Source organism: Streptomyces sp. NPDC088794 (genome assembly GCF_044750545.1).
GTDB lineage: Bacteria > Actinomycetota > Actinomycetes > Streptomycetales > Streptomycetaceae > Streptomyces.
The window spans coordinates 140048-160118 of record NZ_JBIVKB010000014.1 but is presented as its reverse complement, the minus strand read 5'-3'; the positions used below and the strand labels follow the sequence as shown (position 1 = coordinate 160118).

The window sequence follows — 20071 nt, the reverse complement described above, 5'->3', positions numbered from 1 at the left end:
GCTCTCATGGACCTGCTGAACACGCTGGTGGACAAGGGGCTTCGGCGCGAGCTGCCGACCCGCGAGGAGGCTCTCGCCGTCCTCGCCACTTCCGACGACGATGTGCTCGATGTGGTGGCCGCGGCCGGCAAGGTGCGCAGGCACTGGTTCGGCCGCCGGGTGAAGCTCAACTACCTCGTCAACTTGAAGTCCGGACTGTGTCCCGAGGACTGCTCCTACTGCTCCCAGCGGCTCGGCTCCAAGGCCGAGATCCTGAAGTACACCTGGATCAAGCCGGACGAGGCGTCGAAGGCGGCGGCGGCCGGTCTGGCGGGGGGCGCCAAGCGGGTCTGCCTGGTGGCGTCCGGGCGCGGACCGACCGACCGTGACGTGGACCGGGTCTCGGACACGATCAAGGCGATCAAGGACCAGAACGAGGACGTCGAGGTGTGCGCCTGTCTCGGCCTGCTCTCCGACGGCCAGGCCGAGCGGCTGCGGGCGGCGGGCGCGGACGCGTACAACCACAACCTCAACACGTCCGAGGCGACGTACGGGGACATCACGACCACGCACACGTACGCCGACCGTGTCGACACCGTGCAGAAGGCACACGCGGCCGGTCTGTCCGCCTGCTCCGGTCTGATCGCGGGCATGGGCGAGACCGACGAGGACCTGGTCGACGTGGTGTTCTCGCTGCGCGCCCTCGACCCTGACTCGGTTCCGGTCAACTTCCTGATCCCGATGGAGGGCACCCCGCTCTCCAAGGAGTGGAACCTCACCCCGCAGCGCTGCCTGCGCATCCTGGCGATGGTCCGTTTCGTCTGCCCGGACGCCGAGGTGCGCATCGCGGGCGGCCGCGAGGTCCACCTGCGCACGATGCAGCCGTTGGCCCTGAACCTGGCCAACTCGATCTTCCTGGGCGACTACCTCACCAGCGAGGGTCAGGCCGGCCACGCCGACCTGGAGATGATCGCGGACGCCGGCTTCGAGGTGGAGGGCACCGACCAGGTGACCCTCCCGGAGCACCGGGCGACGGCGGGCGCGGGCTGCGGGTCGCACGCGGGCGGCGGCTGCGGGTCCCACGAGAGCGGCGAGAGTGTCGGGTGCGGGTCGCACGCGGGTGGCGATGTCTGCGGTACGGCGACTGCGGAGCCCGTGCCTGCTGCTGCGTCCGCGGCCGCGCTGAACGAACCCCGTACCGACCTGGTCTCGGTCCGTCGCCGAGGTGCCGGAACGGATCTCGCGCCCAATGCCTGACCTGCCCGCCCCGCCCGGCCTGCCCGTCGCCGAGCTGCTGGAACTGGACCGGCGGCACGTCTGGCACCCCTACGGGCCCATGCCGGGCCGGCAGGAACCGCTCGTCGTGGAGTCGGCGAGCGGGGTCCGGCTGAGGCTGCGCGGGGCGGACGGGAGCACGGACGAGGTCGTGGACGGCATGTCGTCCTGGTGGTCGGCGATCCACGGCTACAACCACCCGGTGCTCAACGAGGCCGCGAGCGAGCAGCTCGGCCGGATGAGCCACGTGATGTTCGGCGGCCTGACGCACGAGCCCGCGGTCCGGCTCGTGAAGCACCTTGTCGACATGTCGCCCGAGGGCCTGGAGCATGTCTTCCTCGCCGACTCCGGCTCGGTGTCGGTCGAGGTGGCGGTCAAGATGTGCCTCCAGTACTGGCGTTCACTGGGCCGCCCCGCGAAACAGCGCCTGCTGACCTGGCGCGGCGGCTACCACGGCGACACCTGGCAGCCGATGTCCGTGTGCGACCCCGAGGGCGGGATGCACGAACTCTGGTCCGGGGTCCTGCCCCGCCAGGTCTTCGTGGACCCGCCGCCGACCGAGTACGAGGAGTCGTACGCCGACCAGTTGCGGTCGGCGATCGAGCGCCACGCCGATGAACTGGCCGCGGTGATCGTCGAACCGGTGGTGCAGGGCGCGGGCGGGATGCGGTTCCACTCCTCCGCGTATCTGCGAGTGCTGCGCGAGGCGTGCGACGCGCACGACGTGCTGCTGGTGTTCGACGAGATCGCGACCGGCTTCGGGCGCACCGGCGCGCTCTTCGCGGCGGACCACGCGGCCGTGACGCCGGACGTGATGTGCGTCGGCAAGGCGCTGACCGGCGGCTATCTGACGATGGCGGCGACCCTTTGCACCGCGCGCGTGGCCGACGGCATCTCGCGCGGCGAGGTCCCGGTGCTCGCCCACGGCCCGACCTTCATGGGCAACCCGCTCGCCGCGTCCGTCGCCTGCGCCTCGATCGAGCTGCTGCTCGGCCAGGACTGGCAGGCGGAGATCAAACGGATCGAGACGGGCCTGCGGGACGGACTGGCACCGGCGCGTGAGCTGCCGGGTGTGCGGGACGTCCGGGTCTTGGGTGCCATCGGGGTCGTGCAGCTCGACCACGACGTGGACATGAAGGCGGCCACGGAGGCGGCGGTGCGCGAGGGCGTGTGGCTGCGGCCGTTCCGGGACCTGATCTACACGATGCCGCCGTACGTCACCGGGGACGCGGATCTGACGCGGATCGCGGACGCGGTGTGCGCGGCCGCGCGGGAGGGATGAGATGTCGTCGGTACTGGTGATCACGGGGACCGGCACGGAGGTCGGCAAGACGGTCACGACCGCCGCGGTCGCCGCCGCGGCGCTCGCCGCCGGTCGCTCGGTGGCCGTGCTGAAGGCGGCACAGACGGGTGTACGGCCGGACGAGCCCGGGGACGCGGCGGAGGTCGCGCGGCTCGCGGGTGCCGTGACGACCGCCGAACTCGCCCGCTATCCCGACCCGTTGGCACCGGCGACGGCCGCGCGGCGGGCCGGGATGGCGCCGGTGCGTCCGCTGGACGTCGCCGAGGCCGCAGCCAAGCTCGCCACCGACCACGATCTGGTGCTGGTGGAGGGGGCGGGCGGGCTGCTCGTCCGCTTCGACGCGGAGGGCGGCACGCTGGCGGACGCGGCGACACTGCTCGGGGCGCCGGTCCTGGTCGTGGCGTCGGCGGGTCTGGGCACGCTGAACACGACGGAGCTGACGGCCCGTGAACTCCGTTCGCGCGAGCTGGAGTTGGCGGGAGTGGTGATCGGGAGCTGGCCGAACTCGCCTGATCTGGCGTCCCGTTGCAACGTGGCGGATCTGCCGGAGGTCTCCGGGGCTCCCCTGCTGGGCGCGGTGCCCGCCGGGGTGGCCGCACTGCCTCCGACCGACTTCCGTACCGCCGCGCCGAGTTGGCTGGCGGCGCGACTGTCGGGGACGTGGGACGCGGAGGCGTTCGGGGTGCGGGAGGCGCCGTAGAGGTGCGCTTCGGGACGCCTCCTGGTGTCCTCACCTGGCTCTTGCCCGCCGAAGCCTTCGCGCGGCCCTATGCGGTGCCTCTGCTGTCACCACCTCCACCCAGCAACCGCACCAGGTCGATCCGCGACCGGATCCCCAACCGCGAGAAGACACCCCGCAGATGGTGGTCGATCGTGCGCGGGCTGAGGGCGAGGCGGGCGGCGATCTCGCGGTTGGTGGCGCCGTCGGCGGCCATGCGGGCGATGAGGAGCTGCTGGGCCGTGAGGCGGGCGGTGGGGTCGACGGCGGCCGTGTGTGCGGGGGTTGCGGGGGCGCCGAGGGCGCGGAGTTCGGCGCGGGCCTGGGCCGCGCAGTGCGGGGCGCCGAAGGAGTCGAAGGCCTCCAGGGCGCTGTGCAGGCGGTCGCGGGCCTCGGTACGGCGGCGCAGTCGACGCAACGCGCCGCCGAACAGCAGCTCCGTGCGGGCGCGTTCGAAGTCGCGGGTGCCGTGGGCGTGGAGGTCGAGGGCGGCGCGGTAGTGCTCGACGGCCTCGGCGCCGGGGGCGAGCAGGGCGCGGCAACGGGCGCTCAGGGCAAGGTCGTCCGGGCTGCGGACGGCGCTGGCCCAGCGGTCGTAGTCGGCGTGGGCGGCTCGCGCGACCCGGGTGTCGCCGGTGCGGGCGGCGGCCTCGACGTAGTGCGGGGTGGCCAGGTGCCGGATGGCCCGGTGCCCGTGTCCAGGACCGAACCCGGCGAGCGCGCGCAGCCGGGCCGCGGCGCCGGCGAAACGGCCGGCCGCGAGATCGAGGTAGGCGAGCGCCCACTGGGCCAGCGCGGCGGCCAGACCGAGCCCGTGGGTGAGGGCGTACGAACGTGCGGCGGTGGCCCGTTCGCGGCAGGTGTCCTCGTCGCCGGTGAGGGCGGCGAACATGGCGAGGGCGGCCTGCAGATGACAGGCGCCGTTGTCCTGCCCGGTGGCGTGGGCCTGCCGCAGGGCGTCCAGGGCGGTGGCCGCGCCGGCGTGCGGGCGTCCGGTCCAGAAGTCGGCGTAGGCACGGAACTCCAGCGCCTGGGCGACGGTGGCGGTCGCGCCCCGGGCCCGCGCCGAGGAGACGGCCCGTACGGTCGCGGTGGCGGCGAGGGTGTGGTCCCCGAGCATCAGCGCGGCGATCCCCGCGTGCACGAGGAGCGTGGGGTCGGCGCCGGGGCCGTGCGCGGGGAGCGTGGGGTCGATGCCGGGGCCGCCGTGCACGAACAGCGCGGGGTCACCGCCCGATTCGCTGTGGCCCGCCGCCGCCCGCAACAACTCCCGCGCGTCCTCGTACCGCCCGTCCACGGCGGCCGCGAGCCCGCCCAGCGCCCCCGGCGGCCCGACACCCAGCCGCCCCGCGACCCGGAGCGCCTCCCGACTGCGCCGCAGATCACCGGTGTAGACGGCGGCTTCGGTGGCCCGGGCAAGGAGGTGGACGGCGGAGTCGGCGTGGTGGGGGGTCGCGGCTCTCCGCTCGGCACCGCTGGGTCCGCCCGGCGCCGCAGGGGCTCTGCGGCGGCCCGGCGAGACTCCGGCGGCCGGACTCGGCGCACGTGAGGAATCGGCAGCATCGGCCGCCCGGCCGAATCGCTCCACCGCGGACTCGACTCCGCCCGGCACACCCGCTCCCCGATCGCCATCGCCCAGTCCGCCCGACGCCGCAGGGACTGTGCGGCGACCCGGCGAGACTCCCGCGGCCGGACTCGGCGCACGGGCCCCCGGTTGCCGTTCAGCGGGAGGAGGAGCTGACGCCCTGGCGAGATCTCCCTCCGTCGAAGCCGACGGTCTGTCGCCGATGCCGCCCCGGCCGGAACCCGGCGCGGTGGTGACTCCTTCGGCTGACGCCGCCTCTCCCCCGCCGCCCCGCTGGACCGCCGCCGCCACCAGCGCGTCGAACGCCTCCGTCGCGTTCCCCGCGCGTAGCGCGAACAGGCCGGCCAGGGCGTCGTCCTGTGCTGCCGAGGCCGCGAGGCGGCGCGCCCGGTCGCCGTCGCCCGCGTGCCAGGCGTCCGTGGCGGCGCGGGCGAGGAGGCGGGCGGTCTCGGTCCGGTCGGGGCTGAGGGCGGCGGCGCGTTCGACCAGGGCGCGGGCCAGGGTGAGTTGGCCTGCGGTGCGGGCCTGGTCCGCGGCGGCGCGAAGCTCGGAGGTGAGGCGGCCGCTCGGGCCCAGCGCGCCCGCGCCGCGGTGCCAGGAGCGGCGGGGTGTCTCGCCGTCGGCGCGCAGGACGCGGGCCAGCAGGCGGTGTGCGTCGCGCCGGTCCGCCGGGGACCCGGTCTCGTAGGCGGCGATCCGCGTCCAGGCGTCGCGGAAGACGACACCGCCCGCTCCGGCGTGCGCGAGGCCCGCGGTCTCGGCCCGTTCCAGGGGGCGCGTGTCCAGGCGGGCGGCGGCGGTCGCGCGGAGGAAGGCGTGGGTGGCCAGGGGGTATTGATCGGCCGCTGCCAGCAGCAGGAGGAGGCGGGTGTCGTCCGGGAGGGCGCGGATCTCGGCGCGGTGGGCGTGCAGCAGGGCCGGGGCCAGTTCCGCGGGGTCCGTGGGGAGCGGGTCGTGGCCCGAGGTCTGCCGCTCGGTGAGCCGCGGTACGGCTTCCGCCGCGGCGCGCGGATCGCCGTATACGGCGTGCAGCATCCGTACCCGGACGCCTTCGGGAAGCATCGGAGCCAGTTGCCGCCACGCGTCCGTGGGGGGAGACGGTGGCGAAGTGCGGTCGAGCGGCGGGGGGTTCACCGGATACACCACACAACTGACGTTACTGGCGAGTTAATTGACCCGTAAAGACCGGCGATTTCACCGATGCGGCGCGCGTAGACCCGCGCTGACACTCCTGACGAACCCCATCCGTTTCAGGAGGCATCATGCAGCGCCACAAGCGTCGTATCGCCACCGCCCTTTCGGGAGTTGTCGCCACGCTCCTGCTGTCCCTCTCCCTCGCCGCCGCACCCGCTCAGGCGGCCACCCACAACCCGGTCGTGTTCGTGCACGGCCTCAGCGGCTCGGCGAGCGGCTGGGACGACTGGGTAGCCGACTTCAAGGCCGACGGCTACTCCGCCGCCGAGTTGGACGCCTGGTCGTACGACTGGGGGCAGTCCAACGCCACCAGCGCACAGCAACTGGCCACCGAGATCAGGAACGTGCTGGCGCGCACCGGCGCGTCCAAGGTGGACCTCGTCGCCCACTCGATGGGTGTGCTGAGCACCCGCTACTACCTCAAGAACCTGGGCGGGACGGCGTACGTCGACGACTTCGTGTCGGTCGCCGGCACGAACCACGGGACGTCCGTCGCCTCGCTGTGCGCCTGGCTGTACACGTCCTGCAAGGAGATGCAGACCGGCAGCGCGTACGTGACCGCGCTGAACTCCGGTGACGAGACACCGGGCAGCGTCTCGTACGCGAGCTACTGGTCCGACTGCGACTCCGCGGTCGTCCCGAACAGCTCGGCCCTGCTGAGCGGCGCGACCAACGTGGACGTCGGGTGCATCTCGCACACCGACACGAACAACGACAACGGGGTGTACACCAAGGTCCGGGACTTCATCGCCTGACCCGGTGAAAGGGTGCGCGGGGCCGTTCCGGGGGACAATCGCGGTAAGGCGTCCGGTGAGGGAGGTCCTCATGCCGCAGGGATCCGCCGGTTCCGCGAAGGTCACGCGGGGCCCCGTGCACCATCCGCTGTTCGCCCGCTATTACGCCAAGGTCAGCGTCGGCGCCGAGACCCGGATGGGCATGGGCCGGGTACGCGACCGGCTGCTGGCCGGGCTGTCCGGCCGGGTCATCGAGATCGGCGCGGGCAACGGGCTCAACTTCGCGCACTATCCGCGTACGGTCGCGGAGGTCGTCGCCATCGAACCGGAGTCCCTGCTGCGGCAGTTGGCGGTCGAGGCCGCCCTGCGCGCGGAGGTGCCGGTCGATGTCGCGCCGGGCGCCGCGGAGGCGCTGCCGGTCAAGTCCGAGGCCTTCGACGCGGCCGTGCTGTGTCTGGTGCTGTGCAGCGTCCGGGACGTGCGGCGCGCGCTCGGCGAGGTGCGGCGGGTGCTGCGGCCGGGCGGTGTCGTGCGGTTCTTCGAGCACGGGCAGGGCGGTGGCAGCGCGATGACCTTCACCCAGCACGCCCTCGACCGCACCTTGTGGCCGCCCCTGAACGGCGGCTGTCATCTGGCCCGTGAGCCGATCGCCGCCTTCCGGGAGGCAGGCTTCGAACTCGGCCCCTACCGGCGGCTGTTGATGCCGGAAAAGGGACCGCGCCTGCCCACCTCGTACTGCGTGCTGGGCACGGCCTGGCGGCCGGCCGAGACGTCGGAGGTCAAGGAGCCGGCCACCGGGCCGTGATCACAGCGTCCGCTGGCGCAGTTCCTCCGCGATCTCGTACACCGTGGCCTCGCCGTTCTTGACCAGCCGGGCCAGATCACGGACCTGTTCGGGCGAGGTGGCGACCTTGAGACCGCTCGCGACGAGGTAGGCGTACGCCACGGCGGAGGCGAAGAGGGCGTTGGAGCGCTCCAACGCCGGTACGTGGATCAGGAGTTGGAGCAGCGCGGCGGCACGCGCGGGCGGGGTGTCGTAGACGGGTACGTCGAAGATCTCGGCCTCGTGGCGGGCCACGGCGGCGACCAGGGCACCCCAGTCGGTGACCTGGGGGTCCCCCGGTGTCTTCTGTTCGGCGAGCATGAGGAGCCAGGCAAGATCGATTCTGAGACTGCTCAACGGATCAGCGGCGACCTTCGCGCGGCGGTTCCTTCTCCGTGCCGAACTCCTCGGCGAAGACGGACTCGTACTGCTTCATGAAGTCCGCGGCGGCGTCCACGAAGGTGTGGCCGACCTCTCCGGTGTCCTGTCTGACCAGCTCTTCGATGTAGCGGTTGACGCTCATGCCGCGGGCCAGGGCGCGCTCACGGGCGGCGCGGGCGGTGCCCTCGTCCACTCTCACGTTCAGCTGGGTCTTCGCCATACCTAGACGCTAGCGCCGAACAGCTAGCACCGGCAAGGGGTACTCAGGTACCAAATCCCGGACGAAAGGGTCCACCTCCGGGTGGAGCGTGCCCCTTACATCCGTATCGGGGGCCCGACCTGCGGTGGAGACCACCCAGGACTTGCGAGGGATTCCACGTGTGCTGCGCATCACACTACGCTCGGCCGGGACCAGCGAGTCGCCATGCCCAGGAGCGAGGAGACGGCTTTGTCCACACCTGCTGCGCAGTACGTTCCCGGCCATGCGTCGGCGGACGGGATCGCGGCCCGCGCCCGCGGTCTGACCAAGGCGTACGGCTCGGGCGAGACGACGGTGCTCGCCCTCGACTCGGTGGACGTGGACATCGCGCGCGGCCGTTTCACCGCCGTCATGGGGCCCTCGGGCTCCGGGAAGTCCACGTTGATGCACTGTCTGGCGGGGCTCGACAACGTGTCGGCCGGTCAGGTGTGGCTCGGCGACACGGAGATCACGGGGCTGCGGGAGCGGGAGCTGACCCGGCTGCGCCGCGACCGGATCGGGTTCATGTTCCAGTCGTTCAACCTGATCCCGACCCTCAACGCGCTCGAGAACATCACCCTGCCCATGGACATCGCGGGCAAGAAGCCCGACGAGAAGTGGCTGGACCAGGTCATCGACACCCTGGGGCTGCGGGACCGGCTCAAGCACCGGCCCTCCCAGCTCTCCGGCGGCCAGCAGCAGCGCGTGGCCTGCGCGCGGGCGCTGGCCTCCCGCCCCGAGCTGATCTTCGCCGACGAACCGACCGGCAACCTCGACTCGCGCGCCGGTCTCGAGGTCCTCGGCTTCCTGCGCGAGGCCGTCGACCAGCTGTCCCAGACCGTGGTCATGGTCACCCACGACCCGGGCGCCGCCGCCCACTCCGACCTGGTGCTCTTTCTCGCGGACGGGCGGATCGTGGACGAGATGGAGCGGCCGACGGCGGAGGCGGTGCTGGAGCGCATGAAGCGGTTCGACTCGCTGCGCGGCCCGTCGGACGGGGACGGAGACGTGTTCGGGACCGGGTCCGGGTCCGGGGACGGCCCCGCCACCTCCGCCGACGTGAACCTCGACAAGGACTGAACCGGTGCTCAAGGCGACACTTCGCAGCTTCCTCGCGCACAAGGGCCGGCTGCTGCTCTCCGCGCTGGCGATCGTGCTGTCCGTGGCGTTCGTCGCGGGCAGCCTGATCTTCTCGGACACGGTCACCCGCACCTTCGACCGGCTGTTCGCCTCCACCTCCGCCGATGTGACGGTGGAGGCCAAGGACGACCTCAAGTCACAGGTGCCGACGGGGGAAGCACAGACCGTGCCCGCCGCACTCGCGGACCAGGTGGCGAAGGTGGCCGGCGTCGCGTCGGCCCACGCGGACGTCGGCGTCGAGAACATCACGGTCGTCGACAGCAAGAACAAGTCGGTCGGCCCGACCACCGGCGCCCCGACCATCGCCTCCGACTGGTTCCTCACCGACCGCAGCCCCGTGAAGCTGACCTCGGGCCATGCCCCGCAGGGTGGCGGCGAGGCGCTCCTGGACGCCGACACCGCCGACAAGAAGCACGTGAAGATCGGCGACACCCTGACCGTGCTCGCCCAGCCGGGCACCTTCAAGGTTCGCATCGTCGGCATCGCCACGTTCACCACCACCAACCCGGGCGCGGCCCTCGTCTTCCTCGACCCCCGGACCGCGGCGACCCAACTGCTCGGCTCCGCCGACAAGGCCACCGGCATCTCCGTCGACGCGGCGCAGGGCGTCAGCGACACCGTGCTCAAGCAGCGGGTCGCCGCCGTGGTGGGCACCACCGACTACGAGGTCAGGACGGCCGACGAACAGGCCAAGTCGGCCGCCTCCGACCTCGGCGGCTTCCTCGACATCATCAAGTACGTGATGCTCGGCTTCGCCGGAATCGCCGTCCTCGTGGGCGTGTTCCTGATCGTCAACACCTTCTCCATGCTGATCGCCCAACGCACCCGCGAACTCGGCCTGTTGCGCGCTTTGGGCGCCGACCGCCGGCAGGTGCGCCGGTCCGTTCTGACCGAGGCGATCCTGCTCGGCCTGGTCGGCTCGACGCTGGGCCTCGCGGCGGGCATCGGGCTCGCGGCCGGACTGATCAAACTCATGAGCGCCTTCGGCATGAACCTCAAGACCACCGAGATGGTGGTGGGTTGGGGCACCCCCGTCGCGGCCTACGTCGTCGGGGTCGGCGTCACCTTCGTCGCGGCCTACCTCCCCGCGCGGCGCGCCGCCGGCGTCTCGCCGATGGCCGCGCTCGCGGACGCGGAGATCGCCGAGATCGGACGGCCGCTGCGCACCCGGGCGATCGTCGGGTCCGTCCTGGGCGTCCTGGGCGCCGCCGCCCTGGTGGGCTGCGCGACCGCCACGAAGACCGCCTCGTCCGCTTCCTTCCTGGGTCTGGGCGTCGTCCTGACGCTCCTCGCGACCGTGGTCGCGGGCCCGCTGCTGGTGCGCCCGGTGATCCGGGTTCTCGGCGCGGCCTTCCCCGCGATCTTCGGCTCGATCGGCCGCATGAGCCAGCGCAACGCCCTGCGCAATCCCCGCCGTACCGGCGCCACCGCGGCCGCCCTGATGGTCGGACTCGCCCTGGTGGGTGGCATGTCGGTGGCGAGCGCCTCCATGTCGAAGTCCTTCGACCAGCAGATCGACAAGGTCCTGGGTGCCGACTTCGTGATCCAGAACGCAAACTTCGTGCCGTTCTCCAAGGAGGTCACCGACAAGGTGCGGGCCACGGACGGTGTCGGGCTCGTCGTCCGGCTGCGGTTCGCGCCGGTCGCGGTACGGCTGCCGGACGGCAAGCGGATCGAGACGACCGCCGCCGGCTACGACGACGGTGTCGACGACGTCGCCCATGTGACGTACGCGCAGGGCGACACGGCGGCGGCACTGGCGCCCGGCGCCATCGCCATGGACGTCGACTTCGCGAAGGACCACAAGGTCAGGCTCGGCGACACGATCCCGGTGGAGTTCCCCGGCGGGCAGCGGACCGAGCTGAAGGTCGGCGCCCTCACCGACCAGGCCGGCAGCGACGGATTCGGCATGCAGGGCGGCCTGTTCCTCGGGATCGCGGCCGTGGAGAAGTACGTGCCCGGCGGGCAGGACTCCGCGCTCTACGTCAACGCGACCTCCGGCACCGGCGCCGACCAGCTGCGCAAGCGGCTGGACACGACGCTCGAACCGTATCCGCAGGTCCAGGTCCGCGACCTGGCCGACTACAAGAAGCTGGTGCACGACCAGATCGCGGTCCTGCTCTACCTCGTGTACGCGCTGCTCGGGCTCGCGATCGTCATCGCGGTGCTCGGCGTCGTCAACACCCTTGCCCTGTCGGTCGTGGAGCGCACCCGGGAGATCGGCCTGCTGCGCGCCATCGGGCTCGCCCGGCGCCAACTGCGCCGGATGATCCGGCTGGAGTCGGTGGTGATCGCGGTCTTCGGCGCGGTCCTCGGCCTCGCTCTTGGCCTGGTGTGGGGCGTGTGCACCCAGCAGGTGCTGGCACTCCAGGGCATGAACGCGCTGGCCGTCCCATGGGCCACGATCGTCGAAGTGGTCGTGGGCTCCGCGGTGGTGGGCGTGGTGGCGGCACTCCTGCCCGCGCTGCGCGCGTCGCGCATGAACGTACTGGCGGCGATCGCGCACGAATGACGGAACGGAAGTGATGGAATCGCGGCAGGTGCTCAAGTCCCCTCCCCGTGAGGAGAGTTCATGCCGCGTCCGGCGCGTCCGTTCCGGTTCGGAGCCAGTCTGCTGCTGCCCGGGCCGGCCTCCGAGTGGCGGGCCAGATGCCGGCGCGCCGGGGAGCTCGGGTACGACGTCATCCTGGTCCCCGACCACCTCGGCATGGTCGCCCCCTTCCCGGCGCTCGTCGCCGCGGCAGGCGCGACCGAGCGGCCACGGCTGGGCACCTTCGTGGTCAACGCGAGTTTCTGGAACCCGGTGTTGCTCGCCCGGGAGGTGACGACGACGGCCGCACTGACGGGTGGGCGCCTCGAACTCGGGCTCGGCACCGGCTACGTACAGTCGGAGCACGAGACGGCCGGGCTGCCGTACGGCTCGCCGGGCGAGCGGGTGACCCATCTGCGGCGCACGGTCGAGGAGTTGAAGCGCGCTCTCGACGCCGAAGAGGACACCCACGTCCCACTGATGATCGGCGGCAACGGCGAGCGGATGCTCCAACTCGCCGCCGAACACGCCGACATCGCGGCCTTCGCGGGGGCGCGGCTGGTGCCGGGCAGCACGACGGGGAAGCTGGCGCCGGTCGCGGCGACCGAACTCGCCGAACGGGTGGCGCGCTATCTGGAGTCGGCCAAGGGGCGCGCGGAGAAGGCCGAGTTGAACCTCCTCGTCCAGATGGTGATCGTCACCGAGGACCGCGAGGAGGCCGTCCGACCGCTCCTCGAACGGGTGCCGGGGCTGACGACGGAACAGGCACTGGAGCTGCCGATCCTCCTGGTGGGCACCCTCGACGAGATCACCGCGCAGGTGCTGGCACAGCGGGAGCGGTACGGGTTCTCGTATCTGACGGTTCTGGAGCCGTACATGGAGGCGTTCGCGCCGGTGGTCGCGGCGTTGGCGGGACGGTGAGCGCGCGGTGGGCAGGGCGGTGGGCGCGCGGCGGGCAGGGCGGTGGGCGTGGGGCGGGCAGGGCGGCGAGCGTAGGGCCCGACCGTGAGCGGACGCCCGTCCGCATGCTGGAATTCCGCGCTCGGAGGCGTCCCGGATGATGGGATCGCCGTATGACCGATCTGCGGATACGGGCCGCCGGGCCCGACGACCTCGACGCCGTTCTCGCCTTCTGGAAGGGCGCCGCCGAGGGGACGAGCATCAGTGACGACCGGGACGGCGTGGAGCGGCTGGTGGCCCGCGATCCCGAGGCGCTGATCCTGGCCGAGCTGGACGGCGAGCTGGTGGGCACGGTGATCGCCGGCTTCGACGGGTGGCGCTGCCATCTGTACCGGCTGGCGGTGCACCCGGAGCGGCGCCGTCGGGGTATCGGCTCGGCGCTGCTGACGGCGGCCGAGGAGCGGTTCGTCCGGCTCGGCGGGCGGCGCGGGGACGCCATGGTGCTGACCCGCAACGAGACCGGCCAGCATGCGTGGCGTGCGGCGGGGTACGCCCCCGAGGAGCACTGGCGGCGCTGGGTGAAGCCACTGGCCGGCTGAGCTGCTTCTGGTTCTTCTTTCTGATCTTCTCCCTGATCCTCTTTTCGATCTACTTTGCCGGTCCTTTACTATTGGGGCACTGTTCCGTCCTCGTGCGAGCATGCGAGGACGATCCGTACTGTCATGAAAGGTGTGAGCGTCCGCCCATGGGCGAGCCTCCCAGTAGTACCCACCGTGCACGATGGCGCGCGGTCCGCCCCACCCTGTCCGATCATGGGACGGAGGTGACCCGATGACCGAAGTGCTCCTCCTGCTGGTGGCGATCCTGCTGTCGCTCGCCTGTGGCGCCTTCGTCGCCGCCGAGTTCTCGCTGACCACGGTCGAGCGGGGCGACCTGGAACGGGCGGTGGAACGCGGCGAGCGCGGCGCGGCCGGCGCCCTCAAGGCCGTACGGAATCTCACCTTCCAGCTCTCCGGCGCGCAGCTCGGCATCACGGTCACCAACCTGGTGGTCGGCATGCTCTCCGAGCCGTCGATCGCCAAGCTGATCGCGGGCCCGCTGGAGTCGATCGGCATCCCGGACTCCGCGTCGAGCACCGTGGCGCTCGTGCTCGGTACCGCGCTGTCCACGGTCTTCCTGATGGTCGTCGGCGAGCTGGTGCCCAAGAACTGGGCGATCTCCTCGCCGCTGACCGTGGCCAAGGGGGTGGGCAACGCGCAGCGCTGGTTCAGCGCGGCCTTCCGCCCCTTCATCTCCCATCTCAACACCATGGCGAACCGCGTGGTGCGCCTCTTCGGCGTCGAGCCCACCGAGGAGCTGGCGGCGGCCCGCGGGCCGCAGGAACTGGCCGCGCTGGCCCGGCACTCCGCCAAGGAGGGCGCCCTGGAGCCGGACACCGCCGAGCTGTTCGTGCGCACCCTGAACCTCGCCGACCTCACCGCGGAGAACGTGATGACCCCGCGCGTGCAGGTGATCGCCCTCGACGTCCAGGCGACCTGTGAGGACGTGGCGAACGCGACCCGGGCGACGGGTCTGTCCCGGTTCCCCGTCTACCGCGGCAACCTCGACTCGGTGGTCGGCACCGCGCACATCAAGGACGTGCTGGCGACCCCGGCGGACCGCCGCCGGTACGTGCCGGTCGCCGAGATCATGCGCGAGCCGCTGCTCGTACCGGAGTCCCTCACCGTCGACCGCCTGCTGGACAGGCTGTCCGGCAGGCGGACCATGGCCGTCGTGATCGACGAGTACGGCGGCACCGCGGGCGTGGCCACGCTGGAGGACATCGTCGAGGAGGTCGTCGGCGAGGTGCGCGACGAGCACGACCCGCACGAGACGCCCGACCTGGCCCACGCCGGCACCGACGACGACGGCCGCGCCCTCTACTCCGCCGACGGCTCGGCCCGCGTCGACCAGCTCGCGCGTGTGGGCCTCAGGGCGCCCGAGGGGCCGTACGAGACCCTCGCCGGCCTCGTCGCGACGGAACTCGGCCGCATCCCGGAGACGGGCGACTCCGTCGAGGTCACCGGCTGGCGGCTGGACATCGTGGACGCGTCGGGTCGCAGGGCGGCGCGGGTGCTGATGCACGCGCCGTTCGACGGCGCGGCAGGGGCGCCCCAGACGGCCGGCGCCGCCAGGATCAAGCAGACGGACACGGACACGGACATAGACCCGGACATAGACACGGACACGGTCAAGCACGACGAGCAGGGGGACGCCCGATGATCGCCGTACAGCTGTTGATCGGCTTCGCGACCCTCGTCGTCAACGCCTTCTTCGTCGGCGCCGAGTTCGCGCTGATCTCCGTGCGCCGTTCGCAGATCGAGCCGCATGCCGAGGAGGGCGACCGGCGGGCCAAGAGCGTGCTGTGGGGCCTTGAGCACGTGTCGGCGCTGCTGGCCGCCGCCCAGCTCGGCATCACGCTGTGCACGCTGGTCCTGGGCGTGGTCGCGGAACCCGCGATCGCGCATCTGCTGGAGCCGGTGTTCCACGCGCTGGGCGTGCCCACGAGCGCGGGGCACGCGGTGTCCTTCGTGATCGCGCTGGCCCTGGCGACGTATCTGCACATGCTGCTCGGCGAGATGGTGCCGAAGAACATCGCGCTCGCGGAGCCGGTGCGCAGCGCGCTGCTGCTCGGCCCGCCGCTGGTCGCCGTGGCCCGGGGGCTGCGCCCGGTGATCTTCACGATCAACGCCTTCGCGAACACGCTGCTGCGACTGATGCACGTGGAGACCAAGGACGAGGTCTCGGCCACCTTCTCGGACGCCGAACTGGCCCGGATCGTGCGGGACTCGGGCGCCGCGGGCCTGATCGACGACCGCGCGCAGGAGCGGCTGCGCGACGCGCTCGAACTGGGCCGCCGCCCGGTCCGTGACGTCGTCCTGCCGCTGGAAGGCGTCGTCTACGCGCGCGTGGGCGTCACACCCGAGGAGTTGGAGCAGCTCTCGGCGCAGTCCGGGTTCTCCCGCTTCCCGGTCGTCGACGAGTCCCGCCGGATCGTCGGCTACCTCCACGTCAAGGACGCGCTGGACGCCTCGCCGCGCGAGGTGCCGTTCCGCGTCCAGGACATGCGGCCCATCGCGCGCGTACGGGCGAGCACGCCCCTGGACGACGTCCTGACCGCGATGCGGGGCAGCCGTACGCACCTGGCGGCGGTCCGCGGCGACGACGGCCGACTGGAAGGTCTGGTGACCATGGAGGACGTACTGCAGGAGCTGTTCGGACAGCGGGCGTGAGGGTCGAGGGGTAGCCGGAGGCGGAGGCGCGGGGAGGCCGGAGGCGGAGGCGCGGGGAGGCCGGAGGCGGAGGCGCGGGGAGGCCGCGGGCGGACGGTGCGGGGAGCAGGTGGCCGGGAGGCCCGCTTCGGTCCCCGCCCGCCCTGGGCCGACAGACCGACGGGTATGCCGTCGGGTTACGATCTGCTTCGCCATGCAGACGAACTCCACTCCCAGCACCCCCGCACAGCCCAGCCCCGCGTACACCAGCCTGGTGGCGCTGGGCGACTCGTTCACCGAGGGCATGTCGGACCTCCTGCCGGACGGCTCGTACCGCGGGTGGGCCGATCTCCTCGCCGGCCGGATGGCCGCCCGCACGCCCGACTTCCGCTACGCCAACCTCGCGGTGCGCGGCAAGCTGATCGGGCAGATCGTCCACGAACAGGTCGACGTGGCGGTGACCATGCGGCCCGACGTGATCACGCTGGTCGGCGGGCTCAACGACACCCTGCGCCCCAAGGTCGACATGAGCCGGGTGCGGGACCTGCTGACGGAGGCCGTGGAGCGGCTGGCCCCGTCCTGCGAGCAACTGGTGCTGATGCGCAGCCCGGGCCGCCAGGGCCCCGTCCTGGAGCGGTTCCGGCCGCGCATGGAGGAGCTGTTCACCATCGTCGAGGGGCTCGCCGAACGGCACGGCGCCCTGATCGTCGACCTGTACGGCGCCCCCTCGCTCGCCGACCCGCGCCTGTGGGACGTGGACCGGCTGCACCTGACGGCCGAGGGCCACCGCCGGGTCGCCGAGGCGGTGTGGCAGACGCTCGGCTACGACCCCGAGGACACCGAGTGGCGTACGCCGATGGCGGCCACCGTGCCGCCCGCGTGGCTCGCGCGGCGCGTCGCGGACGCGCGGTTCGCCCGGCAGCACCTGCTGCCGTGGATCGGCCGCCGCCTGACCGGCCGCTCCTCCGGCGACGGCCTCGTGGCGAAGCGCCCCGACCTGCTGCCCTACAAGGACCTGACGGACTGACGCCGTGGTCACCCGCGTGATCAACGTCAGGGGCCGGATCCACGACTTCGGCCCCCGCCTGGAGTTCGCCCCCGAGGACGTCGTCTACGTCGGCCGCCGCTGGACCATGGGCGGCTGGGACCTCCCCCGCCACCCCCTCTCCAACCCCTTCGCCTACGACACCCCGACCAAGAAACGGGACGGGACACGGGCGGAGGTCATGGCGATGTACCGGGCGTATCTCCTGGAGCGCCCCGAGCTGCTGGACCTGGTGGCGGAACTGCGCGGCAGGACGCTGGCGTGCTGGTGCGCGCCGGAGCTGTGCCATGGGGATGTGTTGGCGGAGCTGGCCGACACGGATGGGGTGACGGGGAGCTCGTAGCTTCCGGCGAGGGGGCTTGCGACCCTGGCTACGTTCCGGCGCTGACAACGCCTCTACGGACAGGACTCGCCGAACTTCACTGCGCCGAACACGACCGGCTGCCCGGACAGGCTCGCTCCTGCGGCCGGCTTCTGGGTGCACACCTGCCAGTTCGAGCCGATGAGCACGATCCTTCCATCGCCGGACGCGTCGTCGACCGTGATCGAGGTGCTGGAGTCGAGCGCGTCGCGGGCGGCCTGGACCGACTTCCCTGTGAAGTCCGGCATCGTCCCGTCGGCCGCCGAAGGTGATCCCTGTTCCTTGGTGGGGCAGGTTTCATCGAGCTTGACCGCGCCGAAGTCCAACTTGGTGTCCGTGGCGACGCCGCTGCCGGCCTTCACGTTCTGGGAGCAGACCTTCCAGTCCCGGTCGAGGATCTGATGCCGGTCTCGCCCGAGGGAGTCGTGGCTCTTGAGGTCGTAGAACCCTGCCGCTTGGGCGGTGTCCTGGGCGGATTGGAGTCCCATGCCGATGAAGTTGGGGACGGTCTTGGTCTCGCCGCCGCCCTCAGTACTGCCGGTCTTGGCGTTGTTGCTTGCGCTCGTCTCCGTGGTGGTTGTGCCACTACTGCCGTTGGACTTCTTGTCGCAGGCAGATCCAATGCCGCCGACGACGAGGATGCCCGCGGTGATTCCGCCGATGAGCTTCCAGTTGCGGCTCTTCCTCGGTGGTGGACCGGCGGCCCACGACGGCTGCCCTGGAGGAGGAAATGCGGAGTTGGACACGATGCGCCCCCTGATGCGTAGTTGGGGGACAGAGTGTCAGATGTGTCCATCGGTCCGTACGGTGCGTGGCGGTTCTGTGACAGATCCAGGATGTTGATGCGGCCCGGCTGTCGAATGGGCGAGGCGCCTCCGGACAGCTCCACCAGAGCGGGATACGGCTGTGCAGCTGCTCGAAGAAGGCGACAGTCGCGGGATTGAACGCGGACGCCCAGGGATTGCGCGCGGTCTCCGGCTGACGGGCAGGTGCGCCCAAGGGAGGGGTCACGGCCATCGTTTGACGAAGGCCGTGCCTGGATCGGATTCCGGGCGGAGCCTGTCAGAGCACCGGTGCCTCGAGTCACATCCCGCCGGAACTGCCGTTCACGCGGCCTCATTCCCCCTGGCTCACGACGTCGGTGATCTCCACGGATACCTTCGTGCCCGCCGAAGCTGTGCTGATCACAGACGGTGTGTAGTTCAGGCTCGTCCGGTCCGTCAGCTCACCCGTCGCGATGACCGGGCCGGACTCATCACCATGGATCTCATAGGTGATCTCGTATACCGCGTCCGGATCGATGCCGTCGGTGTCAGCCAGATAGGTCAGGTCCGGCTCGACCGTCAGGTTGCAGCCCGCCGACCCGAAGCACTGCCGGCTGGTGGTCCGCAGCTTGATCGTAAAGCTGTCGGCGTCGACCTCGTCGTACGTCGGCTCCGGGTCCTGCTCCTCTGCGTCAGAGGCCACGGCGTCCTCGTCAGGGACAGGCGACTCTGCGGTGGTGGTCGACTTGCTGTCGCCGTCTCCGGACTGCACCACGACGATTCCGGTGCCGATGATCGCCGCGATGACGGCGACCGCCGATCCGATGATGACGAGGTTGGTACGCGAACCCTTCGGGCCGGGCGGCTCGGGCGCGGGTGGAAGGTGGTCGGGCATGGGTGGTGGCGTGACGTCATTGCTCATGGTGTTCCCCCGGGGCACGTGTGCTGGAGGTGCATCATGCGTTGCGTGGCGGCCCGGTGAAGGGTGAGTAGCCGGGTTATGACCCGGTCGAGTGACAGAGGACGCCGACGTCGTTCTGACCTCAATCCGCCGACCGTGGCACAGGGATCTCGCCGACATGGCGCGACTGGCCCGGTGGCAGGTCCTGCGCCTGGAAACACCGACGCACGCTCCGCTACCCGATCTTCTTCCACGCCTTGTAGCCCGTGGTCGTGAACGCCTTGTCGGTGGCAGCGATCGTGACAGTCGTCTGACCGCTGGTGGCGTTGTTGGCGATGATGTCTTTCACCTCGCCGGAGGTACTGGAGAGTCGAGCCCAGTAGCAGCTGGTGATCAGGCCGCCCTGCGGACCTTTGCTGCGGTAGGTGCCGGGCTTGATGTCGCTGCCCACGACATACGTACCGTCGCCCGGGATGCCATCGGCAGGAACCTTGTGACCTGAGGGCGCGCTGCTGGCGACGGCCATCCGCGTGGCGGTCTCTGTCGCGGTGACCGTCGCCGAAGGAGCGGCATTGTCGTTGCTGGAGTTGCTGGTGACGCCGATCAGCACACCGACGAAGAGGCCGACGAGTGCCGCGCCCGCATGGGTAAGGATGCTCCGGCGGGAGCGCGCGGGGTACGGCGCCGGCTGGGCCGTGTCGTTGCGGCCCGAGGATTGCAGTGGGCCTTCCGGAGGGCCTGGCGGGGTCCGGCTGTTCATGACTTCAGCGTGCGTCGGCCGACTGGTTCCCGCACTCGGAACGCGTGGAGCCGCGGCGGGGGAACTGCTGCAGTTTTCGGGGAGGGCCGGGGTGCACGCGCACACCTCTCAGAGGTCTGCGGGAGATCGCGGGTCGGAACGTGCTTGACCTGCGCTCCCTGGGCTCCATGGACGGTCCGGCTCCCCTCG

At 71.5% G+C, this 20071-nt stretch carries 19 protein-coding genes; 13 read left to right on the top strand and 6 right to left on the bottom strand.

Annotated elements, in window-relative coordinates:
• Positions 1–6: 6 nt before the first annotated feature.
• Genes bioB through bioD form a run of 3 tightly spaced genes read left to right on the top strand, consistent with a single transcriptional unit; the run spans position 7 to position 3257 of the window.
• A complete protein-coding gene (bioB, locus tag ACIP6U_RS33890) occupies positions 7–1236 on the top strand; it encodes a biotin synthase BioB (RefSeq protein ID WP_401725915.1) in 1230 nt (409 codons plus the stop codon).
• Positions 1229–2536 (top strand): adenosylmethionine--8-amino-7-oxononanoate transaminase, encoded by a 1308-nt coding sequence (locus ACIP6U_RS33885; RefSeq protein WP_401725913.1) that lies wholly within the window; start codon positions 1229–1231, stop codon positions 2534–2536. Before bioB ends, ACIP6U_RS33885 begins: the two co-directional genes overlap by 8 nt.
• Before the next feature lies 1 nt (position 2537).
• The gene (gene bioD / locus ACIP6U_RS33880; protein WP_401725911.1) at positions 2538–3257 is read left to right on the top strand and encodes a dethiobiotin synthase; all 720 of its coding nucleotides are present in this window, start codon (positions 2538–2540) and stop codon (positions 3255–3257) included.
• Between the two features lie 67 nt (positions 3258–3324).
• On the opposite strand, the gene ACIP6U_RS33875 is transcribed toward bioD, so the two are convergent.
• Positions 3325–5922: a LuxR C-terminal-related transcriptional regulator gene (locus ACIP6U_RS33875; RefSeq protein WP_401725909.1), complete on the bottom strand. Its 2598-nt coding sequence runs from the start codon at positions 5920–5922 to the stop codon at positions 3325–3327.
• A gap of 200 nt (positions 5923–6122) precedes the next feature.
• Here ACIP6U_RS33875 and ACIP6U_RS33870 point away from each other — a divergent pair, with 200 nt between their 5' ends.
• Both ACIP6U_RS33870 and ACIP6U_RS33865 read left to right on the top strand, forming a co-directional pair.
• Positions 6123–6809 (top strand): esterase/lipase family protein, encoded by a 687-nt coding sequence (locus tag ACIP6U_RS33870; protein ID WP_401725908.1) that lies wholly within the window; start codon positions 6123–6125, stop codon positions 6807–6809.
• A gap of 70 nt (positions 6810–6879) precedes the next feature.
• Entirely contained in the window at positions 6880–7593 is a 714-nt protein-coding gene (locus ACIP6U_RS33865; protein WP_401725907.1) for a class I SAM-dependent methyltransferase, read from the top strand.
• Here ACIP6U_RS33865 and ACIP6U_RS33860 read toward each other — a convergent pair whose 3' ends face one another.
• Entirely contained in the window at positions 7594–7968 is a 375-nt protein-coding gene (locus ACIP6U_RS33860) for a fic family toxin-antitoxin system, toxin component (RefSeq protein ID WP_401725905.1), read from the bottom strand.
• A 4-nt stretch (positions 7969–7972) separates the two neighbouring features.
• Entirely contained in the window at positions 7973–8212 is a 240-nt protein-coding gene (locus ACIP6U_RS33855; protein ID WP_280879063.1) for a toxin-antitoxin system HicB family antitoxin, read from the bottom strand.
• 228 nt (positions 8213–8440) lie between these two features.
• Between ACIP6U_RS33855 and ACIP6U_RS33850 the strand changes: the two genes are divergently transcribed.
• The 8 genes from ACIP6U_RS33850 (at position 8441) to ACIP6U_RS33815 (ending at position 17439) form a co-directional block, all read left to right on the top strand.
• Positions 8441–9310, top strand: a complete 870-nt coding sequence (locus tag ACIP6U_RS33850; RefSeq protein ID WP_401725903.1) for an ABC transporter ATP-binding protein — start codon at positions 8441–8443, stop codon at positions 9308–9310.
• A gap of 4 nt (positions 9311–9314) precedes the next feature.
• Complete coding sequence (locus ACIP6U_RS33845; RefSeq protein WP_401725901.1) at positions 9315–11882, top strand: ABC transporter permease; 2568 nt, start codon at positions 9315–9317, stop codon at positions 11880–11882.
• A 60-nt stretch (positions 11883–11942) separates the two neighbouring features.
• Entirely contained in the window at positions 11943–12821 is an 879-nt protein-coding gene (locus ACIP6U_RS33840; RefSeq protein ID WP_401725900.1) for an LLM class F420-dependent oxidoreductase, read from the top strand.
• 152 nt (positions 12822–12973) lie between these two features.
• Positions 12974–13399 (top strand): GNAT family N-acetyltransferase, encoded by a 426-nt coding sequence (locus tag ACIP6U_RS33835; protein WP_401725898.1) that lies wholly within the window; start codon positions 12974–12976, stop codon positions 13397–13399.
• A 232-nt stretch (positions 13400–13631) separates the two neighbouring features.
• Complete coding sequence (locus tag ACIP6U_RS33830; RefSeq protein ID WP_401725896.1) at positions 13632–15062, top strand: hemolysin family protein; 1431 nt, start codon at positions 13632–13634, stop codon at positions 15060–15062.
• Positions 15059–16072, top strand: coding sequence for a hemolysin family protein (locus ACIP6U_RS33825; protein WP_401725894.1), 1014 nt, complete (start codon positions 15059–15061; stop codon positions 16070–16072). The genes ACIP6U_RS33830 and ACIP6U_RS33825 overlap by 4 nt, the downstream gene beginning before the upstream one ends.
• 193 nt (positions 16073–16265) lie before the next feature.
• Positions 16266–17078 carry an SGNH/GDSL hydrolase family protein gene (locus ACIP6U_RS33820; RefSeq protein WP_401725893.1) on the top strand — a complete coding sequence of 271 codons (813 nt, stop codon included), beginning with the start codon at positions 16266–16268 and terminating at the stop codon, positions 17076–17078.
• A gap of 4 nt (positions 17079–17082) precedes the next feature.
• Positions 17083–17439: a DUF4326 domain-containing protein gene (locus ACIP6U_RS33815; RefSeq protein ID WP_401725891.1), complete on the top strand. Its 357-nt coding sequence runs from the start codon at positions 17083–17085 to the stop codon at positions 17437–17439.
• A 53-nt stretch (positions 17440–17492) separates the two neighbouring features.
• On the opposite strand, the gene ACIP6U_RS33810 is transcribed toward ACIP6U_RS33815, so the two are convergent.
• The 3 genes from ACIP6U_RS33810 to ACIP6U_RS33800 all read right to left on the bottom strand — a co-directional run bounded on the left by ACIP6U_RS33810 (position 17493) and on the right by ACIP6U_RS33800 (position 19882).
• Positions 17493–18203 carry a hypothetical protein gene (locus tag ACIP6U_RS33810; protein ID WP_401725889.1) on the bottom strand — a complete coding sequence of 237 codons (711 nt, stop codon included), beginning with the start codon at positions 18201–18203 and terminating at the stop codon, positions 17493–17495.
• A gap of 370 nt (positions 18204–18573) precedes the next feature.
• Positions 18574–19143 (bottom strand): hypothetical protein, encoded by a 570-nt coding sequence (locus ACIP6U_RS33805; RefSeq protein ID WP_401725887.1) that lies wholly within the window; start codon positions 19141–19143, stop codon positions 18574–18576.
• 214 nt (positions 19144–19357) lie between these two features.
• Positions 19358–19882: a hypothetical protein gene (locus ACIP6U_RS33800; protein ID WP_401725885.1), complete on the bottom strand. Its 525-nt coding sequence runs from the start codon at positions 19880–19882 to the stop codon at positions 19358–19360.
• Positions 19883–20071 lie beyond the last annotated feature (189 nt).